Source organism: Streptomyces sp. CS113, from assembly GCF_002188365.1.
In the GTDB taxonomy this organism is placed as follows: Bacteria; Actinomycetota; Actinomycetes; order Streptomycetales; family Streptomycetaceae; genus Streptomyces; species Streptomyces tendae.
The window spans coordinates 1,843,085-1,862,043 of sequence record NZ_KZ195574.1 but is presented as its reverse complement, the minus strand read 5'-3'; the positions used below and the strand labels follow the sequence as shown (position 1 = coordinate 1,862,043).

The window sequence follows — 18,959 nt, the reverse complement described above, 5'->3', positions numbered from 1 at the left end:
CCCCACGGGCGTGGTCGGCCGGGCGTCCGTCATCCGCCAGGCCGGCCGGCTGCCCCGGCCGTGACCCGGGTGCCGGGCCCGTTCGCCGCGCCAGGGAACCGCGCCCCGATCCCCCATCCCGTCCCGTCCCCGTCCCGTCCGAACCCGCCCTCGACGCCGTTCGCGGCGCCTGCGGCGGCCGATCCGGCTGCCCCGAGCCAGGAAGGAGGCACACCGTGGCCGGCGAGATCCCGCAGGCTCAGCCACCACCCGCCGAACCCGGTGCCGAGAGCGCCCGACACCCCTACCTGCTGCTGTGGAGGTGGCGGCGCAACCCGCTGCGGCGGCCGAGCGACCGGCTGGGGGCGTGGATCTCGCTGGGGCTCGTGCTCGCCGTGCTGGTGGCGGCCCCGGCGGCGATGTTCGGGGTCGGCGACAGCGCCTACCGGCACTACCGGAGCACCGCCGAGCACGAGGCGCGGAGCCGGGACCACCGTCCCGCGGTCCTGACCCACGACGCCCCGCGCCATCCCGAGCCGGGGTCGGACGAGGCGAAGAAGGCTCGCTACCCGGTCCCGGTCCGCTTCACCGGCCCCGACGGGGTGCGCAGGACCGGGACGACCGAGGTCGAACCGGGGCTGCCGGCCGACAGCACCGTCCTGGTCTGGGTCGACGACGAGGGCCGGATCACCGAGCCGCCGCTGTCCGCGGAGCAGATCCGCAGCCGCACGATGGGCTGGGCGATCCTCGCCTTCCTGGGCGTGGTCCTCACCGGCCTCGCGGCGCACGCCGCCACGAGCCTCGTGCTGCACCGGCGCAACCTCGCCCAGTGGGACGCGGCCTGGGCCGGCACGGCCCCGCGCTGGAGCAGGTTCCCGTGACGCCCGGCCCGGCGCGCCTCCCTCACGCCGTCGCCGCGCCCGCCGCCGGCGGCGTCAACTGCCGCGCCAGCCACGTCGGTACGCCGCCCAGCAGCCGGAACAGCCGCCGCGCCTCCTCCCGCAGCCGGGACGCCTCCGGCTCCGACTCGGCGTCCGCGAGGGAGGCCAGCGCCGGCGCCGTACCGACGAGGTACCCCAGCTCCTCGCGGATGCGCAGCGACTCGGCGAAACCGTGCCGCGCCTCGGCCAGTTCGCCCTCCCGCAGGGCGAGTCCGGCCAGATGCCGCCAGGTGAAGGACTGGAGCAGCGGGTCGGCGTGCGCGGTGGCGCCGGCGTGGGCCCGCCGGTACGCCGCGCGGGCGGCCTGCGGCGAGCGGGTCAGGTTCTCCGCGAGCAGCCCGCGCCGAAAGTCGAGCAGCGCCCGCCCCCCGGCCCCCGGCGCGATCAGCGCCGCCGCCCGTCCCAGTGCCGCCCGCGCCTCGTCGGCCCGGTCGCGCACCCCGTGGACCGTGGCGGCGTACGCGAGCTGCCCCCGTTCGCACGCGGCGGCCCCGCGTTCGTCGTCGGTGTGGGCCAGCGCTTCCGCGGTGCGCAGCGCGTCCTCGGCGTCGGCCCAGCCCTGCTCGGTGTACAGGCACCGCTCCACCAGCAGCGCGGTCCGCTGCAAGGCGGTGTCCGCGGTGACCGGCTCCAGCAGGGCCGCAGCGTCGGCCCAGCAGCCGCGCGAGCGCAACCGCCATACCGCGGTCTGGAGCGGATCGTCACCTTCGGTCGTTCCCCAGCCAGAACCAGCCATGGCGGAATGCGCCACGTCGCCCTCCCCTTAGCACGCCATCGAGCTCTCGAGTGGTGGCCGCATCTCAGCACGGATCCGGCGGCCCGGCCAAGAGGATGGGTGAAACTTTTCACAAAGTCGTGGTCTTCGTGCCGTCGAGGTTTGGAGCCGCCCCGGACCGCCCCGGACCGCCCCGGACCGCCCCGGACCGCTCCGGGCCCCGGCGCGGCCGCGGCGCGCCCCGGGCCTCAGCTCATCCGCAGGGCCAGGAAGAAGTCGAGCTTGTCCTCCAGCCGCGACAGGTCGCGCCCCGTCAACTGCTCGATCCGCCCGACGCGGTAGCGCAGCGTGTTGACGTGCAGGTGCAGCCGGTTCGCACAGCGCGTCCAGGAGCCGTCGCTGTCGAGGAACGCCTCCAGCGTCGGGATCAGCTCGGCGCGGTGGCGGCGGTCGTAGTCCCGCAGCGGATCGAGCAGCCGGGCGGTGAAGGCGCGCCGCACGTCGTCCGGGACGAAGGGGAGCAGCAGCACGTGCGAGGCCAGCTCCTGGTGCCCGGCCGCGCAGACCCGGCCGGGGCGCGCCGCGGCGACCCGGCGCGCGTGCCGGGCCTCCTCCAGCGCCCCGCGCAGGCCTTCCGCCGAGTGCACGGCCGCGCTGACGCCGAGCGTGACCCGCCCGTCCCCGTCCAGACCGGCCGACAGCGGCTCCCGCACGGACTCGAGGAGCGTTTCCGCGAGGACCCCGGCCTCGGAACCGTCGTGCTCGCTGGAGACCGCCGGCAGCGGAACCAGGGCGACCGCCTCCTCGCCGGTGTGCGCCACGGCGATGCGGTCCGACTGCTCGGGTCCGGTGGCGTGCGGGTCGACCAGCATCTCCTCCAGCAGGGTCTGCGCGACCCGGCCGGTCTGCTCGTCGCCGTCCTCCCACTCCACCCGGGCCACCACGACCTGCCAGTGCGGTGCCGCGCCGAGACCCGGCAGCAGCACCGGCGCCGCCACCCGGAGCCGGGCCGCGATCTCGGCCGGCGCGGCGCCCGTCTGGACCAGCTCCAGGACCTCCTGGGCCAGCCGCCGCCGCACCGTGCGCGCCGCGTCCCGCCGGTCCCGTTCGACCGCGATCAGCTGGGTGACGCCGTACAGCAGGTCGAGGCGCTCCTCGGCCCAGTCACCGGCGTCCGCCTCCACCACCAGCAGCCAGTCGGACAGCACCGTCTCGCGCACGTCCCGGCCGGCGCCCGTGCCCTGGGGGGCCCGCGCACCCGGCGGCGTCGCCGGCGGCTGCCCGCGGCCGCGCACCGGGAAGAGGCTGTACGTCGTCGAACCCACGGGCACCCGGTGCGGCGCGCGCCGGCCGGTGCGGGTGGCCGCGAGGTGCTCGGCGGCCAGCTTGGCGCGGACCCCGGCGGTCGGCGCGGGCTCCGCGTCCTTCGGCCCGGCGACCTGCCGTCCGGTGGGGGAGAGCACCCAGGCCCGCAGGTCGAGGTCGGAGCCGAGCAGGTCCAGGACCACGTCGGGGCCGCCGCCCGCCGGTCCCGAGGTCATCATCCGGCGGTGCCGGTCCACCACGGCCGCGAGGTCTCCCGCCCGCTCGCCGGAGACCTGGCGCACGACGTGCTCGGTGATCGTCGCGAAGGCCACCGACTCGTGCACCGCGAACAGCGGCAGCCGGTGCCGCGCGCACGCCGCGACCAGGTCCTCGGGCACACTCCCCAGCTCCGCCTCACCGGCCGCCAGCGCCGCCACCTGGGCCTGCACCAGGAGGCGGACGAACGGTTCGGAGTCGGCGGCGTCCCGGCGCCAGGCCAGGCCGGTGAGCACCAGCTCGCCGCCCGAGAGATAGCGGCTGGGGTCCCGCAGGTCGGTGGTCATCACGCCGCGGACCGTGCGGTCCAGCTCGTCCTCGCCGCCGAGCAGCTCGAGGCCCAGCGCGTCCGTGTCCAGCAGTGCGCGCAGCCGCATTCTCGTCGCCGCCGTTCTTTGTCTCGAAGTGTTCCAGGTCACGCGGCTGTGTCGCCCGATTCCAGAGGAGAACAGGGAGGCAATTGAGCACCTCCGTTCATACGAATCTACAAGATGCCCGCCCTGGCCAGCCAACTCCTTCATGGTTTCTGCGACTGACCCTGGTGGAGCACACGACGGTGTACTGAGGCCATTCCACGTGAACAGCACATGAACGAGCCGGGCCGCGATCCATCGGATTGGCTCGATCTCCACGGCCGTCGCACGCAGACGTCCCGCACCGCAGCCGTCCCGCACGAAGCCGTCCCGCACGCAGCCGTCCCGCACACAGAGACTTCGCACCCAGAGACCCCGCACGCATCCCGCAGACACCGCCGCACGCAGACGAGGAAGAGAGCCGGGCATGGACTTCCTTCGCCCCGCCAGCTGGGAGGAGGCGCTCGCCGCCAAGGCCGAGCACCCCACCGCCGTGCCGATCGCGGGCGGTACCGACGTGATGGTCGAGATCAACTTCGACCACCGCAGGCCCGACGTCCTCATGGACCTGGGCCGCATCGGCGACCTGGCCGAGTGGGAGGTCGGCGAGGACTCCGTACGGCTCGGTGCCTCCGTGCCCTACACCCGCATCATGGAGAACCTGCGCACCGAGCTGCCGGGTCTCGCCCTCGCCTCGCACACGGTCGCCTCCCCGCAGATCCGCAACCGCGGCGGCGTGGGCGGGAACCTCGGCACCGCGTCCCCGGCCGGTGACGCCCACCCGGCGCTGCTCGCCGCCGGCGCCGAGGTCGAGGCCGCGTCGGTGCGCGGGACCCGCCGCATCCCCATCGACGCGTTCTACACCGGCGTGAAGCGCAACGCGCTGGAGCCCGACGAGCTGATCCGCGCCGTGCACATCAGGAAGGCCGACGGGCCGCAGCAGTTCTCCAAGGTCGGCACCCGCAACGCCATGGTCATCGCCGTGTGCGCCTTCGGCCTCGCCCTGCACCCCGGGAGCCGTACGGTCCGCACCGGCATCGGCTCGGCCGCGCCCACCCCGGTCCGGGCGACGGCCGCCGAGGAGTTCCTGAACGCGGCGCTCGACGAGGGCGGCTTCTGGGAGAACGGGAAGACCGTCACCCCGTCGGCGGTCACACGGTTCGCCGACCTGTGCGCCGCCGCCTGCAACCCGATCGACGACGTCCGGGGCACCGCGGACTACCGCCGCCACGCGGTCGGCGTCATGGCCCGCCGCACGCTCACCTGGACCTGGGAGTCGTACCGCGGCGCCCGCCGCACCACGGAAGGAGCCGCGTGATGCGCGTCAACCTCACCGTCAACGGACGTCCGCAGCAGGCCGACGACGTGTGGGAGGGCGAGTCCCTGCTGTACGTGCTGCGCGAGCGGATGGGCCTGCCCGGTTCCAAGAACGCCTGCGAGCAGGGCGAGTGCGGCTCCTGCACCGTCCGCCTGGACGGCGTACCGGTGTGCTCCTGCCTGGTCGCGGCCGGCCAGGCCGAGGGCCGCGAGGTCGTCACCGTCGAGGGCCTGGCGGAGTTCGCCCGGCGCCGCGCCGAGGGCGACACCGCCCGCGGTGTCCGCGGCGGGGCGAACGCGTCGCTGGACGCGGCACGGCGGTGGCAGGCCCGGGGCACCGACTCGCAGACCGGCGAGAACATCGAACTGGCCCCCATCCAGCAGGCGTTCATCGACGCCGGCGCCGTCCAGTGCGGCTTCTGCACACCCGGACTGCTGGTCGCCGCCGACGAGATGCTGGAGCGCGACCCGGACCCGTCCGACGAGGACATCCGCGAGGCGCTGTCGGGCAACCTGTGCCGCTGCACCGGCTACGAGAAGATCATGGACGCGGTCCGCCTGGCCGCGGCCCGCCGGTCCGAGGGGGCCACGACATGACGGCCGTCGGCGCACCCACCGGCCTCACCCAGGGTTCCCGCACCAAGGGCGGCATCGGCGAGTCCACGCTCCGCCCGGACGGCGTCCTCAAGGTCACCGGCGAGTTCGCGTACGCGTCCGACATGTGGCACGAGGACATGCTCTGGGGCCAGATCCTGCGCTCCACCGTCGCGCACGCCGAGATCGTCTCCATCGACACCGGCGAGGCGCTCGCCACCCCCGGCGTGTACGCCGTCATGACGTACGACGACCTGCCCACCAACGTGCGCCACTACGGGCTGGAGATCCGGGACACCCCGGTCCTCGCCCACGGCAAGGTCCGCCACCACGGTGAGCCGGTCGCGATCGTCGCCGCGGACCACCCGGAGACCGCGCGCCGCGCCGCAGCCAAGATCAAGGTGGAGTACCGGGAACTGCCCCTCGTCACCGACGAGGCCTCCGCGACCGCCCCCGGCGCGATCCTCGTCCACGAGCACCGCGACGACCACCACTCGGGCCACGTCCCGCACCCCAACATCGTGCACCGCCAGCCGATCGTGCGCGGCGACGCCGCCGCTGCCGCCGCACGCGCCGACGTGATCGTCACGGGCGACTACCACTTCGGCATGCAGGACCAGGCCTTCCTCGGTCCCGAGTCGGGTCTCGCCGTGCCCGGCGAGGACGGCGGCGTCGACCTCTACATCGCCACCCAGTGGCTCCACTCCGACCTGCGCCAGATCGCCCCCGTGCTCGGCCTGCCCGAGGACAAGGTGCGGATGACGCTGTCCGGCGTCGGCGGCGCCTTCGGCGGACGCGAGGACCTGTCGATGCAGATCCACGCCTGCCTGCTCGCACTGCGCACCGGCAAACCCGTCAAGATCGTCTACAACCGCTTCGAGTCCTTCTTCGGCCACGTCCACCGCCACCCGGCCCGGCTCCACTACGAGCACGGCGCCACCCGGGACGGCCGGCTCACCCACGTGAAGTGCCGCATCGTCCTGGACGGCGGCGCCTACGCCTCAGCCTCCCCGGCGGTCGTCGGCAACGCCGCCTCGCTGTCCGTCGGGCCGTACGTGTGCGAGGACGTGGACATCGAGGCCCTCGCCCTCTACTCCAACAACCCGCCCTGCGGCGCCATGCGGGGCTTCGGCGCGGTCCAGGCGTGCTTCGCCTACGAGGCGCAGATGGACAAGGTGGCGGCCGGACTCGGCCTGGACCCGGTGGAGTTCCGCCGGATCAACGCCATGGAGCAGGGCACGCTCATGCCCACCGGGCAGCCCGTCGACTCCCCGGCTCCGGTCGCCGAACTCCTGCGCCGCGTCAAGGCGATGCCGATGCCGCCGGAGCGCCAGTGGGAGTCCAGCGAGGGCGCCGACCTACGGCAGCTGCCCGGCGGCCTGTCCAACACCACGCACGGCGAGGGTGTCGTACGGGGCGTCGGCTACGCGGTCGGCATCAAGAACGTCGGCTTCTCCGAGGGCTTCGACGACTACTCCACCGCCCGGGTCCGCCTGGAGGTCGCGGGCGGCCGCCCCGTCGTCACCGTGCACACGGCGATGGCGGAGGTCGGCCAGGGCGGCGTCACCGTCCACGCGCAGATCGCCCGCACCGAGCTGGGCGTCGCCCAGGTCACCATCCGGCCCGCCGACACCCGGGTGGGCTCGGCCGGTTCGACGTCGGCCTCCCGGCAGACCTACGTCACCGGCGGCGCCGTGAAGCACGCTTGCGAGCTGGTGCGGGAGAAGGTCCTGGACATCGGCCGCCGCAGGTTCGGCTCCCACCACCCCGCCTGGGCCACCGCCGGACTCCGCCTGGAGGGCGGCAAGGTCGTCACCGACGGCGGCGAGGTCCTCGCCGGCCTCGTGGACGTCCTGGAGGACGAGGCGGTCGAGGTCGAGCGGGAGTGGCGGCACCGGCCGACCGAGCCCTTCGACCCGCGCACCGGACAGGGCAACGGCCACGTCCAGTACTCCTTCGCCGCGCACCGCGCCGTCGTCGAGGTCGACACCGAACTGGGCCTGGTCAAGGTGATCGAACTGGCCTGCGCCCAGGACGTCGGCAAGGCGCTGAACCCGCTCTCCGTGGTCGGCCAGATCCAGGGCGGCACCGTCCAGGGCCTGGGCATCGCGGTGATGGAGGAGATCGTCGTCGACCCCGTGACCGCCAAGGTCAGGAACCCGTCCTTCACGGACTACCTGCTCCCCACGATCCTCGACACGCCGGCCCTACCGGTCGACGTGCTCGAACTCGCCGACGATCACGCGCCCTACGGGCTGCGCGGAGTCGGCGAGGCACCCACCCTGTCGTCCACCCCGGCGGTCCTCGCGGCCATCAGGGACGCGACCGGGCTGGCGCTCGACCGCACGCCGGTACGACCGGAACACCTCACCGGTACGGCTGCGGACCAAGACCCTCCGGGCGGCGCACGGAACGTCACACCTTCCGCGCCGCCCGGAGCACCGACCAAGTCCCGCTCCGCTCGCGGCACTTGACGTACCACCCGCACCACGACCAGTACCACCAGTACCAAATACAAGTACGTGTACCAAGTACCAACCAGGACCAACCAGTACCACCACACATGCGTTCGTCTCGGGCCGTCCCCCGGGTCGTGCATATCCCAAATCCCGCGGCCGCCCCAGCGGCCGGCCGGGTGCACCTATGAACCTTGGGAGACGGCCCCATGACCCAGCAGTCAGTGGAGCCCGAGATCACCGCCGAAGACGCGGGCGCGGGCTCCCGCGTCCCCGGCGGACGGTCTTGGCTCGACCGGTACTTTCACATATCCCACCGGGGATCGACGGTCGCGCGTGAGGTGCGCGGCGGCATCACCACCTTCATGGCGATGGCGTACATCGTCCTGCTCAACCCCGTGATCCTGTCCGGCAAGGACGCGGCGGGGGACACCCTGGGCCAGAAGGCCCTGATCACCGCGACGGCGCTCGCCGCGGCGGTCACCACGCTCCTGATGGGTTTCGTCGGCAAGGTGCCGCTCGCCCTGGCCGCCGGGCTCTCGGTGTCCGGGGTGATCGCCGGGCAGGTCGTCCCGCAGATGACCTGGCCGCAGGCCATGGGCATGTGTGTGATGTACGGCGTGGTGATCATGCTGCTCGTGGTCACCGGGCTCCGCGAGATGATCATGAACGCGATCCCGCTCGCCCTCAAACACGGCATCACCATGGGCATCGGCCTGTTCATCGCCATCATCGGCCTGGTCAAGAGCGGTTTCGTGCACGCGGGCGAGGCGACCCCGCTCACCCTCGGCCCGGCCGGGGAACTGGCGGGCTGGCCGGTCCTGCTCTTCGCGGGCACCCTGCTGCTGATCTTCATGCTCCAGGCGCGCAACATGCCCGGCGCCATCCTGATCGGCATCGTCACCGGCACGATCGTGGCGGCCATCCTCAACGCCACCGGGGTCATCGACCCCAAGCAGTGGGCCAACGGCGCCCCCGAACTGCACGGCAGCGCGGTCTCCATGCCGGACTTCTCGCTCTTCGGCGACCTGGAGTTCGGCGGCTGGGGCGAGGTCGGCGCGATGACGGTCGGCATGATCGTCTTCACGCTGGTGCTCGCCGGGTTCTTCGACGCGATGGCCACCATCATCGGCGTCGGCACCGAGGCGAAGCTCGCCGACGACAAGGGCCGCATGCCGGGCCTGTCCAAGGCGCTGTTCATCGACGGCGCGGGCGGTGCCATCGGCGGCGTGGCGGGCGGCTCCGGCCAGACCGTCTTCGTCGAGTCCGCGACCGGCGTCGGCGAGGGCGCCCGCACCGGGCTCGCCTCGGTCGTCACCGGCGCGTTCTTCGCCGCCTGCCTCTTCTTCACGCCGATCACCGCGATCGTGCCGCAGGAGGTCGCCTCGGCGGCCCTGGTGGTCATCGGCGCGATGATGATGATGAACGCCCGGCACGTGGACTGGGCCGACCGGGCCACCGCGATCCCGGTCTTCCTGACCGTCGTCCTGATGCCGTTCACGTACTCCATCACGGCCGGCGTCGCCGCCGGTGTCATCTCCTACGTCGCCATCAAGGTCGCGCAGGGCAAGGCCCGGGAGATCGGCGCGTTCATGTGGGCCCTGACGGTGATCTTCGTCGTCTACTTCGCCCTCAACCCGATCGAGAGCTGGATGGGCGTGCACTAGCCGCCACGACGGGAACCCTTCACGTACCCGTCGTCCAAGGAGGACCGGAAGATGCTGGACATCGCCGAGGAACTGCACCGGTGGGTCGGGCAGGGGCGCGACTTCGCCGTGGCCACGGTGGTGGCCGTCGGCGGCAGCGCCCCCCGGCCGACCGGCGCCGCCCTCGCGGTGGACGCCGACGGCACGGTGGTCGGCTCGGTCTCCGGCGGGTGCGTGGAGGGAGCCGTGTACGAGCTGTGCCGGCAGGCCCTCCAGGACGGCGAGACCGTCCTGGAGCGCTTCGGGTACAGCGACGAGGACGCCTTCGCCGTGGGCCTGACCTGCGGCGGGGTCATCGACGTCCTCGTCGCCCCGGTACGGACGGGCGACCCCGCCCGCCCGGCCCTGGCCGCGGCCCTCGCCGCCGCCGCGCGCGGAGAGACGGCGGCCGTGGCACGCGTCGTGAGCGGCCCGGCGGCACTGCTGGGCAGCGCGCTCGTCGTCCACGCGGACGGCTCCCGCACCGGCGGCCTCGGCGGTCACCCCGAGCTGGACCGCACGGCCGCCGCCGAGGCCGGCGCCTTCCTGGCCGCGGGGCGCACCGGCACGCTGGAGATCGGCGAGCAGGGCTCGCGCTGCGGCGCACCGCTGACCCTGCTGGTCGAGTCCTCGGTCCCGCCTCCCCGCATGATCGTCTTCGGTGCGATCGACTTCGCCTCGGCACTGACGCGGGTCGGCAGGTTCCTCGGCTACCACGTGACCGTGTGCGACGCCCGCCCCGTCTTCGCCACCCGGGCCCGTTTCCCGGACGCGGACGAGATCGTCGCCGAGTGGCCCCACACGTACCTGGCCCGCACCGCCGTGGACGCCCGCACGGTGCTGTGCGTCCTGACCCACGAGGCCAAGTTCGACATCCCGCTGCTCCGGCTGGCGCTGCGCCTGCCGGTGGCGTACGTCGGTGCGATGGGCTCCCGCCGCACCCACCTGGACCGCGAGGCCCGCCTGCGCGAGGCCGGCGTGAGCGACCGGGAGCTGGCCCGCCTCAGGTCCCCGATCGGCCTCGACCTCGGCGCCCGCACCCCCGAGGAGACGGCCCTGTCCATCGCCGCCGAGATCGTCGCCACCCGCCACGCCGGCACGGGCGCTTCCCTGACCGGCGCCCACACCCCGATCCACCACGACGGCCCCACGGCACCGGCGGCCCCGAGGGGGCGCATCGGGTCGGTGGCGTAGCGGCCCCGGGCCCGGGTGCGGGGTGCGGGCGCCGGAGAGGGCGTGCCCCGCGTCGCGGACACCACGAGCCGACGCCGCGGATACTCGCCGAGGGCGGCTGCGTCCACCCGGCCGGGACCCGTGGTGGTGCTCGCCGTCCCCAGTACCTACGCCCTGCGCGGCTGACCAGCGAGCTTCACGCCTCGACGACGATGGTGCCTATCGTCGATTCGGGGCCGGGCCCGTCCGGACGGTCGACCTTCCACCAGCCCAGCGTTTCCTCGTACTCGGGCTGCGGAACCGCACGTCCTTCCGCGGTCATCAGGCGTCCTTGATACGCCTGGGCGTAACGTGCTCGAACCGAGTAGACGCCGGGTTCGTCGGGGACGACGACGTCACACGACACGTTCACCCACTCCGCTGGACCCGGGTTGTCCTCCGCCAGCGCCTGGACGCGCGTGCCGGGATTGACCACCTTCATTCCGCCCCCGCTGCGCTGCTTGCCGTTCCACACCGATGCCTGGGCCCGGTCCTGGCCCGCCAGACCGACGATCACCTGGTTGACGGCGTTGCCGCATGCCGAGCAGTCGTGCAGCACGTCGAAACTGACCTCGTGCGAACCTCCTGTGCGGACGTGCACCACGTCGGCGCCGCCATCGATCCTCACGTTCCGAATCTTGAACCGGAACCCCGCCCCGCCTCCGTACGCCTCGACCATCTCGGCGCCGGGAGCAGGAGCCGTGCTCCGATGGGCATCGCCGTAACTCATCTTGTCGGTCATACGCCAAGTAAACAGGCGGCGGGATCGTGGAAGCCGAGGTTTTTGGATCATGTGCCGGACCAACTCTGGTGCGAGGTGACCGCAGTCGGCGAACCCGAGACCGCCCGGGCCAAGGATTGCGGCATCAGCCGCGAAGGCCTCCGGTCCCCGCTGGAATCGCAAGCGCCGGTAGGGATTGATCGGGACCAACGACGCCCGAGCAAGCCTTGCCGGCCACCGTGCGGAGAGGGTGGGCGATCCGGACGCCGGTGCCGGTGCCGGTGCCGGTGCCGGGCAGGCCGGCACCGGCGATCCTGCCCCTGCCGGGGGCTCCGAGGGGTCGGTCTCACTCCCGGCCCGGGGTCCTCCTGGGCAGGGACACGTCTGCGACGACCGGGCGGTGGTCGGAGGCCGTGGGCTGTTCCGGGACCGTGGCGGTGTGTACCCGTACGTTCTCGCCCACGGTCACGTAGTCGATCCGCTTCACCGGGGCCTCGGCCGGGTACGTGCCGGGGGTGCCCGTGCCGGCGTCGCGCAGTTCCTTCCACAGCGGCGCCAGCTCGGGTGCCGAGGGCTCGGCGTTGAAGTCGCCCAGGAGGAACTGGCGGGCGCCCGGCAGTTCCGCCCGCTCCCGGGCCATGATCCGCCGGGTGTCGGCGACCTGGGCCTCGCGCACGGCCGGGTCCGCCCGGTAGTCGAGGTGGGTCACGAAGACCTGCACCGGAATCCCGCGCACCTTGAGCGTCACCTCGCCGAATCCGGGCGCGGGGGCCGGTACCGGGTTCTCGTCCTGCGTGGACAGGCGCGTGATCTCGTGGTTCGTCGCGGAACGGACCGGGAAGCGGGACAGCACCGCCACGCCGTACTCGCGCCGGGGCTCACCCGCCGTCACCGGATCCAGGCTGTAGATCGGCGCGAAGGACACCCGCATGCCGAGCCGCCGGGCCAGCTCCCCGGCCACGTCGAGCCCCTGGCTGCGGGCTCCCCAGTGCACGTCGACCTCCTGAAGGCCGATCACGTCCGCGTCGAGGGCGCGCAGCGCGGCGGCCTGCCGGTCGAGGTCGAAGACGCCGTCCGAGCCGGCCCCGGCGTGGATGTTGTAGGTGGCGATGCGCAGCGGGACCGCCTGACCCCGGTCGGCCGCGGATGCGGGCGGTGCCGCCACGGCCAGGGCCAACAGGGCGGCCGTGAGAGACAGTTGGGTGAGGGTGCGCGCTCTGGGAGACATGCCGGCACGGTACGCGGGAAATGGTGTCCGCGCGGCGCGCCGCGCGATCCCGACTGCGAGCCGTCCCCCGCCCGCAACCTCCGGTTCACGGCTCCCGGAGCAGGTGGTCGACCGTGCGGCCGAAGACATGGCGCCCCGCGCCGCCGAGGGGGCCGCCGAAGAGGGGTGGCAGGAACCTGACGTCCAGCTCCTCGCGCCACACGACACGTGCCCGGCCCCCGGGGCCCGTCGAGACCTCGATCTCCGCCCAGCCCCGGACCACCCGGCCGCGTTTGTCCAGCCGGCACCGGCCGGGGGCATCCCCGTGCGGGGGCTGCCAGACCGTCACCTCCATCGGGTCGGCGAAGGCGAGCGGTCCGGCCCCGGTGCGGGCCACGACCACCGTGCCCCGGCGGGTGGGGCCGGGCGGGGCGGTGGTGACCCGGGTCAGCGGCACGGTGTCGCCGTGCCGCTCCCACCGGGTGAGCCGGCGCCAGGCCTCGGCCGGGGTGAGCGGAACGGTGCGTTCGAGCGAGAAGACGGCCACCGGACGATCCTGGCACGTCGGTCAGCGGTAGACCTTGCCCGGCTCGGCCTTCCCCGGGGCCATCAGCTGGGGCACGGTCACGAAGACGTAGCCCCGCTTCTTGAGCGCGTCGATGATCCCGGGCACGGCGGGCACGGTGCCGTCGTAGATGTCGTGCAGCAGGATGATGCCGTCCCGGGACGACTGGTCCAGGACCCGCTCGGTGATCAGGTCGGAGTCGTTCGTCTTGTAGTCCTTGGCGGTCACGCTCCACAGCACCTCGGCCAGCCCCAGCTCGCGGCAGATGTCGTGCACCGTGTCGTCCGTGCGGCCCTGCGGTGGGCGCATCAGCGTGGGGCGCTTGCCCGTGAGGCGCTCTATCTCCTTGTTCGGACGCTCCAGCTCCTCGCGTATCTCGTCCGGTTCGGCGTCCGTGAGGATCTTGTGCGTCCAGGTGTGGCTGGCCACCTCGTGCCCCTCGTCGGACATGCGCCTGACAAGCTCGGGATAGGTGTCGATGTGCCGTTTGCCGAGCAGGAAGAAGGTCGCCGGGACCTGCTTCTCCTTGAGTATGTCGAGCAGCCGGGCGGAGTTCTCGCTCGGTCCGGCGTCGAAGGTCAGCGCGATGCACTTGGCGTGCGCGCAGTCCACGGTGCCGAGCCCGCCCGCCCTGGCCTGGGCGCCGTTCGTGGCGGCCGCCGCGTCGGCCTCGGCCGCGGACGTGTCGGCGGCGTTGCGGACGGAGCTGGGGGAATGTGTCTCCAGCTTCGTGCAGCCGCTCAGCGCGAGGGTCACCGAGGCCGCGGCCGCGAAGGTCGCGAGCACGCGCAACATGGTCCCCGTTTTCGTCATCTTCCTGGTCAGCGAAAGCATGCGAGGACTATACGCCGCGAGTATATACGCGGTTCATAGTGCCCTCTAGAACGGCCGTTCGAGGTAGGTGGGTGGCGGCCGGGCTACTCACACCGACACGCCACGACCCGTGACGGTGAGAGTGAGGAGAAGCCCGTGAGCGAGAGCCCCGGGGCCACCGGCCCCCGAAGCGGACGCGCCTGGCGCCGGGCCCTGGTGACCGGCGGAGCCGGGTTCGTCGGATCCCACCTGTGCGGTCGCCTGCTCGACGCCGGCACCGACGTCGTCTGCCTCGACAACCTGGCCACCGGCTCCCGCGCCAACGTGGCCGACCTGGAACGACGGCGCGGATTCCGGTTCGTCCGGGGCGACGCCACCGACCCGTCGGCCCTGCGCGGCCTGCCCGGCCGGTTCGACCTGGTCCTGCACTTCGCCTGCCCCGCCTCGCCCGCCGACTACCTCCGGCTGCCCCTGCAAACCCTCGATGTCGGCAGCACCGGCACCCGCAACGCCCTGGAGCGGGCCCACGCCGACGGCGCCCGCTTCCTGCTCGCCTCCACCTCCGAGGTCTACGGCGACCCGCTGGAGCACCCGCAGCGCGAGACGTACTGGGGCAACGTCAACCCGGTCGGCCCGCGCAGCGTCTACGACGAGTCCAAGCGCTTCGCCGAGGCGCTGGTCACCGCCCACCGCCAGGTGCACGGCACCGACACCGCCATCGTCCGGATCTTCAACACGTACGGCCCCCGCATGCGCACCGGCGACGGCCGCGCCGTGCCCACCTTCATCGCGCAGGCGCTGGACGGCATGCCGCTCACCGTCGCCGGCGACGGCGGCCAGACCCGCTCCCTGTGCTACGTCGACGACACCGTGGCGGGCGTCCTGGCCCTCGCCGCGTCCGGGGAGACCGGCCCGATGAACATCGGCGGCGACGACGAGATCACCATGCTGGAACTGGCCCGCCGGATCGTCGACCTCACCGGCTCCGGCTCCCGCATCCGCTTCGTCGAACGCCCCGTCGACGACCCCTGCCGACGCAAGCCGGACACCACCCTGGCCCGGGAGCGGCTGGGCTGGCGGCCGAGCGTGAGCTGGAACGAGGGGCTGGAGCGGACCATCGGCTGGTTCGCGCACGCCGTCGCCGCCTGAACGCAGCCCCGGGCGGGTGGATGAACGTAACAGGTCGAACGCGACCCCGGGCACGGCCGAGCGCAGGCCCGGGCGCGGCCGAACGCAGGCCCAAAACAGTCACTAATGGTGACAATTCACCTCATCTCCGGAAGTGACCAGTCTCCAAGTGTTTGAGGCAACCGCCCCGCGGCACCCGCGTCGCCGAGAGAGGAGTCCGCCCCATGCGCATCCTTGGTATCAACGCCCTGTTCCACGACCCGGCCGCCGCGCTCGTCGTCGACGGCCGGACCGTTGCGGCCGCCGAGGAAGAGCGGTTCAGCCGACGCAAGCACGGCAAGCGCCCGCTGCCGTTCTCCGCGTGGGAGGTCCCGGAGCTGTCCGCGCGGTGGTGCCTGGAGCACGCCGGGGTACGGCCCGGCGAACTCGACGCCGTGGCCTACTCCTTCGACCCCAAGCTCGCCCGGCCCGCCCGGGACCTGGGCCTCGACGACCCCTGGGACCCGCTGCGGCTCGAGTACGCCCGCCGGGCCCCCGAGTTCCTCGCCGAGGCGCTCCCCGGGCTCCACCCGGACCAGGTCGTCTTCGTCCCGCACCACGTGGCGCACGCCGCCTCCGCGGGACCGGCCTCGCCGCACCCCGACAACGACGTCCTCGTCCTCGACGGCCGCGGCGAGTCCGCCTCCCACCTGGCCGGCCGCTACCGCGACGGCAAGCTCGACGTCCTCGCCACCCAGGCGCTGCCGCACTCGCTCGGCCTGGTCTACGAGGAACTCACCGAGCACCTCGGCTTCCTGCGCAGCAGCGACGAGTACAAGGTGATGGCCCTCGCCTCCTACGGCACCCCCCGCCACCTCGACCGGCTCCGCGAGCACGTCCACGCCACCGGCGACGGCGGCTTCCGCGCCCACGGCGTCGACTGGGCGGCCCTCGCCCCGCCGCGCGCCAAGTGCGAGGACTGGACGAAGGACCACGCGGACCTGGCCGCGAGCACCCAGGCCGTCCTGGAGGAACTGCTCCTCGAACTCGTCCACTGGCTGCACGGCGAGGCCGGGGGCGAGGCCCTCACCATGGCGGGCGGCGTCGCCCTGAACTGCGTCGCCAACTCGAAGATCGCCGCCCGCGGCCCGTACCGGCACGTGTGGGTGCAGCCCGCCGCCGGTGACGCCGGCACGGCCCTCGGCGCCGCCCTGCACGTGGCCGCCGCCCAGGAGGGCACCGCGCCCGAGCCGATGCCCGGCGCCGACCTCGGCCGCGGCTGGCGCGACGACGAGATCCGCGCCTGGCTGGAGACGGCCGCGATCCCCTACGAGGAGCCCGAGGACATCGCCGAGACCGTCGCCGAGGAACTCGCCCGGGACGGCGTCGTCGCCTGGTTCCAGGGCCGCAGCGAGTTCGGGCCGCGCGCCCTCGGGCACCGCTCCCTGATGGCCCACCCCGGCCGCGCGGAGAACCTCGAACGCCTCAACCACGTCAAGGGCCGCGAGGAGTTCCGCCCCGTCGCGCCCATGGTGCTAGCCGACCGCGCCGCCGACATCTTCACCGGGCCGGTCCCCAGCCCGTACATGCTCTTCGTGCACGACGTCGACCCCGCCTGGCGCGACCGCATCCCCGCCGTCGTCCACGTCGACGGCACCGCCCGCATCCAGACCGTCGAGGAACGCCGCGAGCCGCTCGTCGCGCGGATGCTGGCCGCCTTCGAACGCCGCACCGGACTGCCGGTCGTCGTCAACACCAGCCTCAACACCGCCGGGCGGCCCATGGTCGACGACCCGCGCGACGCACTGGAGTGCTTCGGCTCGGCACCCGTCGACCTGCTGGCCATCGGCCCCTTCGCGGTGCGCCGGGGACGGGCGTTCGCATGAGCACCGCCCCCGGAACCGGCGGCCCGCGCACCGGCTACGCCGTCGTCGTCCCCACCCTCGTGCGCGACACGCTGGCCGACTGCCTGGCCGCGCTGGTCGCCGCGCACGGGCCCGACCCCGACGAGATCGTCCTCGTCGACGACCGGCCCGACCCCGACGCCGACTCCGGCGCGCTGGAGCACGCGCTGACCGTCCTCGGCGACCTGCGCGCACGCACGGTGGTGCTGCGCAGCGGGGGCCGCGGGCCTGCCGCCGCCCGTAACACCGGTGCCCGAGCGGTCACTTCACCCTGGACCGCGTTCCTCGACGACGACGTCCAGGTCGGCCCGCACTGGTGCGACCAGCTGATCCAGGACCTCGCCGAGGCGGCACCCGACACCGGCGCCGTGCAGGGCGTGATCGCCGTACCGCTGCCGGGGGAGCGCCGCCCCACCGACTGGGAGCGCGGCACCGCCGGTCTCGCCCAGGCCCGGTGGATCACGGCCGACATGGCGTACCGCACCGACGTGCTCAAACAGGTCGGCGGCTTCGACGAACGCTTCACCCGCGCCTTCCGCGAGGACGCCGACCTCGCGCTGCGCGTCCTCGACGCGGGCTGGCGCATCCGGCGGGGCCGCCGCACCACCCGCCACCCCGTACGCCCCGCCGCGCGCTGGGTCTCCTTGAAGCAGCAGCGCGGCAACGCTGACGACGCCCTGATGCGGCGGCTGCACGGTCCCGACTGGTGGGCCAAGGCGGTCGCGCCCCGGGGCCGGATCCGGCGCCACGCGGCGATCACCGCCGCCGGTAGCGCCGCCCTCGCCCTCGCGGCGGCCGGACACCCCCGGGCCGCCGCCCTCGCCGGGGCCGGCTGGGCCGCGGGCACCGCCGAGTTCGCCTGGGCCCGCATCGCGCCCGGGCCGCGCACCCGGCACGAGGTCGTCACCATGCTGGCCACCAGCGTGCTCATCCCGCCCGCCGCGACCTGGCACCGGCTCGGCGGACTCTGGCGCCACCGCGCCGCGCCCGCCTGGCGGGAGGTGGCCGCATGAACCCCGCCGACAACCCGGTGAAGGCCGTCCTCTTCGACCGCGACGGCACCCTCGTCCACGACGTCCCCTACAACGGCGACCCGGAGCGGGTCCGCCCCGTCGACGGCGCCCGCGAGGCGGTGGCACTGCTGCGCGCCCGCGGCATCCGCGTCGGCGTCGTCACCAACCAGTCCGGCGTGGCCCGCGGCCTGATCAGCGACGGCGACGTCCGCCGCGTCAACCGCCGTGTCGACGACCTGATCGGCCCCTTCGACGTCTGGGCCGTCTGCCCGCACGGCCCCGACGACGGCTGCCACTGCCGCAAGCCGCAGCCCGGCATGATCCTCTGGGCCGCCGGACGCGTGTGCGCCGGCCCCACCGACTGTGTCGTCGTCGGCGACATCGGCGCGGACATGGAGGCCGCCGAACGCGCCGGCGCCCGCGGCATCCTCGTCCCCAACGACCGCACCCGCCCGGAGGAGACGGCCGCCGCGGCCCACGTCGCCCCGGACCTCCTCACCGCCGTACGGGCCGTCCTCGACGGCCCGCCCACCGGCCGGATCCTGGTGAACGAGCGGCCCATCGAGGCGGCGTACGGCCCGGGCGCCGAGAACGGCCCGCGGACCCCCGCCCCCGCCGACGGCGACCGGTCCGGTCCCGTGGAGACCGCGTCCCCCACGTCTCCGGGGCGAGGCGTCTTCGCCCCGAAGACGCCTCGCCCGGCCCCCGAGGGCCCGCCCGGCGAGGCCGACGCGGACGAGCGCCGTGGCGGACCGGCCGTCGCCCCCGACCGGGGCCGGACAGCGGCTCCGGACAC

15 protein-coding genes and 1 pseudogene are annotated in these 18,959 nt (G+C 73.8%); 10 read left to right on the top strand and 6 right to left on the bottom strand.

The window, feature by feature from the left end; all coding sequences use genetic code 11:
• The first annotated feature begins 215 nt into the window (after positions 1–215).
• Complete coding sequence (locus B9W62_RS08045; RefSeq protein ID WP_087806514.1) at positions 216–860, top strand: Rv1733c family protein; 645 nt, start codon at positions 216–218, stop codon at positions 858–860.
• A gap of 22 nt (positions 861–882) precedes the next feature.
• Here the strand turns inward: B9W62_RS08045 and B9W62_RS08040 are convergent, their stop codons facing one another.
• Both B9W62_RS08040 and B9W62_RS08035 read right to left on the bottom strand, forming a co-directional pair.
• On the bottom strand, positions 883–1,671 hold the full coding sequence (locus B9W62_RS08040; protein ID WP_087806513.1) for a hypothetical protein: 789 nt from the start codon (positions 1,669–1,671) through the stop codon (positions 883–885).
• Between the two features lie 212 nt (positions 1,672–1,883).
• Entirely contained in the window at positions 1,884–3,593 is a 1,710-nt protein-coding gene (locus tag B9W62_RS08035) for a PucR family transcriptional regulator (RefSeq protein WP_087806512.1), read from the bottom strand.
• A 403-nt stretch (positions 3,594–3,996) separates the two neighbouring features.
• Here B9W62_RS08035 and B9W62_RS08025 point away from each other — a divergent pair, with 403 nt between their 5' ends.
• The 5 genes from B9W62_RS08025 (at position 3,997) to B9W62_RS08005 (ending at position 10,815) form a co-directional block, all read left to right on the top strand.
• The gene (locus B9W62_RS08025) at positions 3,997–4,887 is read left to right on the top strand and encodes an FAD binding domain-containing protein (RefSeq protein WP_087806510.1); all 891 of its coding nucleotides are present in this window, start codon (positions 3,997–3,999) and stop codon (positions 4,885–4,887) included.
• Positions 4,887–5,483: a (2Fe-2S)-binding protein gene (locus B9W62_RS08020; RefSeq protein WP_087806509.1), complete on the top strand. Its 597-nt coding sequence runs from the start codon at positions 4,887–4,889 to the stop codon at positions 5,481–5,483. The genes B9W62_RS08025 and B9W62_RS08020 overlap by 1 nt, the downstream gene beginning before the upstream one ends.
• Positions 5,480–7,954 carry a xanthine dehydrogenase family protein molybdopterin-binding subunit gene (locus tag B9W62_RS08015; RefSeq protein WP_087806508.1) on the top strand — a complete coding sequence of 825 codons (2,475 nt, stop codon included), beginning with the start codon at positions 5,480–5,482 and terminating at the stop codon, positions 7,952–7,954. The genes B9W62_RS08020 and B9W62_RS08015 overlap by 4 nt, the downstream gene beginning before the upstream one ends.
• Positions 7,955–8,145: 191 nt before the next feature.
• Positions 8,146–9,603: an NCS2 family permease gene (locus B9W62_RS08010; protein ID WP_087806507.1), complete on the top strand. Its 1,458-nt coding sequence runs from the start codon at positions 8,146–8,148 to the stop codon at positions 9,601–9,603.
• Positions 9,604–9,654: 51 nt separating this feature from the next.
• Positions 9,655–10,815, top strand: a complete 1,161-nt coding sequence (locus tag B9W62_RS08005) for an XdhC family protein (RefSeq protein ID WP_087806506.1) — start codon at positions 9,655–9,657, stop codon at positions 10,813–10,815.
• A gap of 175 nt (positions 10,816–10,990) precedes the next feature.
• On the opposite strand, the gene B9W62_RS08000 is transcribed toward B9W62_RS08005, so the two are convergent.
• The 4 genes from B9W62_RS08000 to B9W62_RS07985 all read right to left on the bottom strand — a co-directional run bounded on the left by B9W62_RS08000 (position 10,991) and on the right by B9W62_RS07985 (position 14,160).
• Positions 10,991–11,575 carry a hypothetical protein gene (locus tag B9W62_RS08000; protein WP_087806505.1) on the bottom strand — a complete coding sequence of 195 codons (585 nt, stop codon included), beginning with the start codon at positions 11,573–11,575 and terminating at the stop codon, positions 10,991–10,993.
• Between the two features lie 325 nt (positions 11,576–11,900).
• The gene (locus B9W62_RS07995) at positions 11,901–12,782 is read right to left on the bottom strand and encodes an endonuclease/exonuclease/phosphatase family protein (protein ID WP_179235387.1); all 882 of its coding nucleotides are present in this window, start codon (positions 12,780–12,782) and stop codon (positions 11,901–11,903) included.
• Positions 12,783–12,867: 85 nt separating this feature from the next.
• Entirely contained in the window at positions 12,868–13,308 is a 441-nt protein-coding gene (locus B9W62_RS07990; protein WP_087806504.1) for an SRPBCC family protein, read from the bottom strand.
• 21 nt (positions 13,309–13,329) lie between these two features.
• Positions 13,330–14,160: a polysaccharide deacetylase family protein gene (locus B9W62_RS07985; RefSeq protein WP_256976233.1), complete on the bottom strand. Its 831-nt coding sequence runs from the start codon at positions 14,158–14,160 to the stop codon at positions 13,330–13,332.
• Between the two features lie 135 nt (positions 14,161–14,295).
• On the opposite strand from B9W62_RS07985, the gene B9W62_RS07980 reads away from it, so the two are divergent.
• The 4 genes and pseudogenes from B9W62_RS07980 to B9W62_RS40120 all read left to right on the top strand — a co-directional run.
• Positions 14,296–15,288, top strand: coding sequence for an NAD-dependent epimerase/dehydratase family protein (locus B9W62_RS07980; protein WP_087806503.1), 993 nt, complete (start codon positions 14,296–14,298; stop codon positions 15,286–15,288).
• A gap of 203 nt (positions 15,289–15,491) precedes the next feature.
• Entirely contained in the window at positions 15,492–17,132 is a 1,641-nt protein-coding gene (locus tag B9W62_RS07975; RefSeq protein WP_087806502.1) for a carbamoyltransferase family protein, read from the top strand.
• Positions 17,129–18,163 carry a glycosyltransferase family 2 protein gene (locus B9W62_RS07970; protein ID WP_087806501.1) on the top strand — a complete coding sequence of 345 codons (1,035 nt, stop codon included), beginning with the start codon at positions 17,129–17,131 and terminating at the stop codon, positions 18,161–18,163. The genes B9W62_RS07975 and B9W62_RS07970 overlap by 4 nt, the downstream gene beginning before the upstream one ends.
• A pseudogene (locus tag B9W62_RS40120) lies at positions 18,160–18,738 on the top strand (D-glycero-alpha-D-manno-heptose-1,7-bisphosphate 7-phosphatase); the annotation flags it as partial. The gene B9W62_RS07970 and the pseudogene B9W62_RS40120, both read left to right, overlap by 4 nt.
• Positions 18,739–18,959 lie beyond the last annotated feature (221 nt).

Excerpts from the sequence above, each read along its gene's own strand:
- B9W62_RS08035 (WP_087806512.1), bottom strand. The coding sequence starts at position 3,593 with ATGCGGCTGCGCGCACTGCTGGACACGGACGCGCTGGGCCTCGAGCTG.
- B9W62_RS08025 (WP_087806510.1), top strand. The coding sequence starts at position 3,997 with ATGGACTTCCTTCGCCCCGCCAGCTGGGAGGAGGCGCTCGCCGCCAAG.
- B9W62_RS08020 (WP_087806509.1), top strand. The coding sequence starts at position 4,887 with ATGCGCGTCAACCTCACCGTCAACGGACGTCCGCAGCAGGCCGACGAC.
- B9W62_RS08015 (WP_087806508.1), top strand. The coding sequence starts at position 5,480 with ATGACGGCCGTCGGCGCACCCACCGGCCTCACCCAGGGTTCCCGCACC.
- B9W62_RS08010 (WP_087806507.1), top strand. The coding sequence starts at position 8,146 with ATGACCCAGCAGTCAGTGGAGCCCGAGATCACCGCCGAAGACGCGGGC.
- B9W62_RS08005 (WP_087806506.1), top strand. The coding sequence starts at position 9,655 with ATGCTGGACATCGCCGAGGAACTGCACCGGTGGGTCGGGCAGGGGCGC.
- B9W62_RS08000 (WP_087806505.1), bottom strand. The coding sequence starts at position 11,575 with ATGACCGACAAGATGAGTTACGGCGATGCCCATCGGAGCACGGCTCCT.
- B9W62_RS07995 (WP_179235387.1), bottom strand. The coding sequence starts at position 12,782 with ATGTCTCCCAGAGCGCGCACCCTCACCCAACTGTCTCTCACGGCCGCC.
- B9W62_RS07985 (WP_256976233.1), bottom strand. The coding sequence starts at position 14,160 with ATGCTTTCGCTGACCAGGAAGATGACGAAAACGGGGACCATGTTGCGC.
- B9W62_RS07975 (WP_087806502.1), top strand. The coding sequence starts at position 15,492 with ATGCGCATCCTTGGTATCAACGCCCTGTTCCACGACCCGGCCGCCGCG.
- B9W62_RS07970 (WP_087806501.1), top strand. The coding sequence starts at position 17,129 with ATGAGCACCGCCCCCGGAACCGGCGGCCCGCGCACCGGCTACGCCGTC.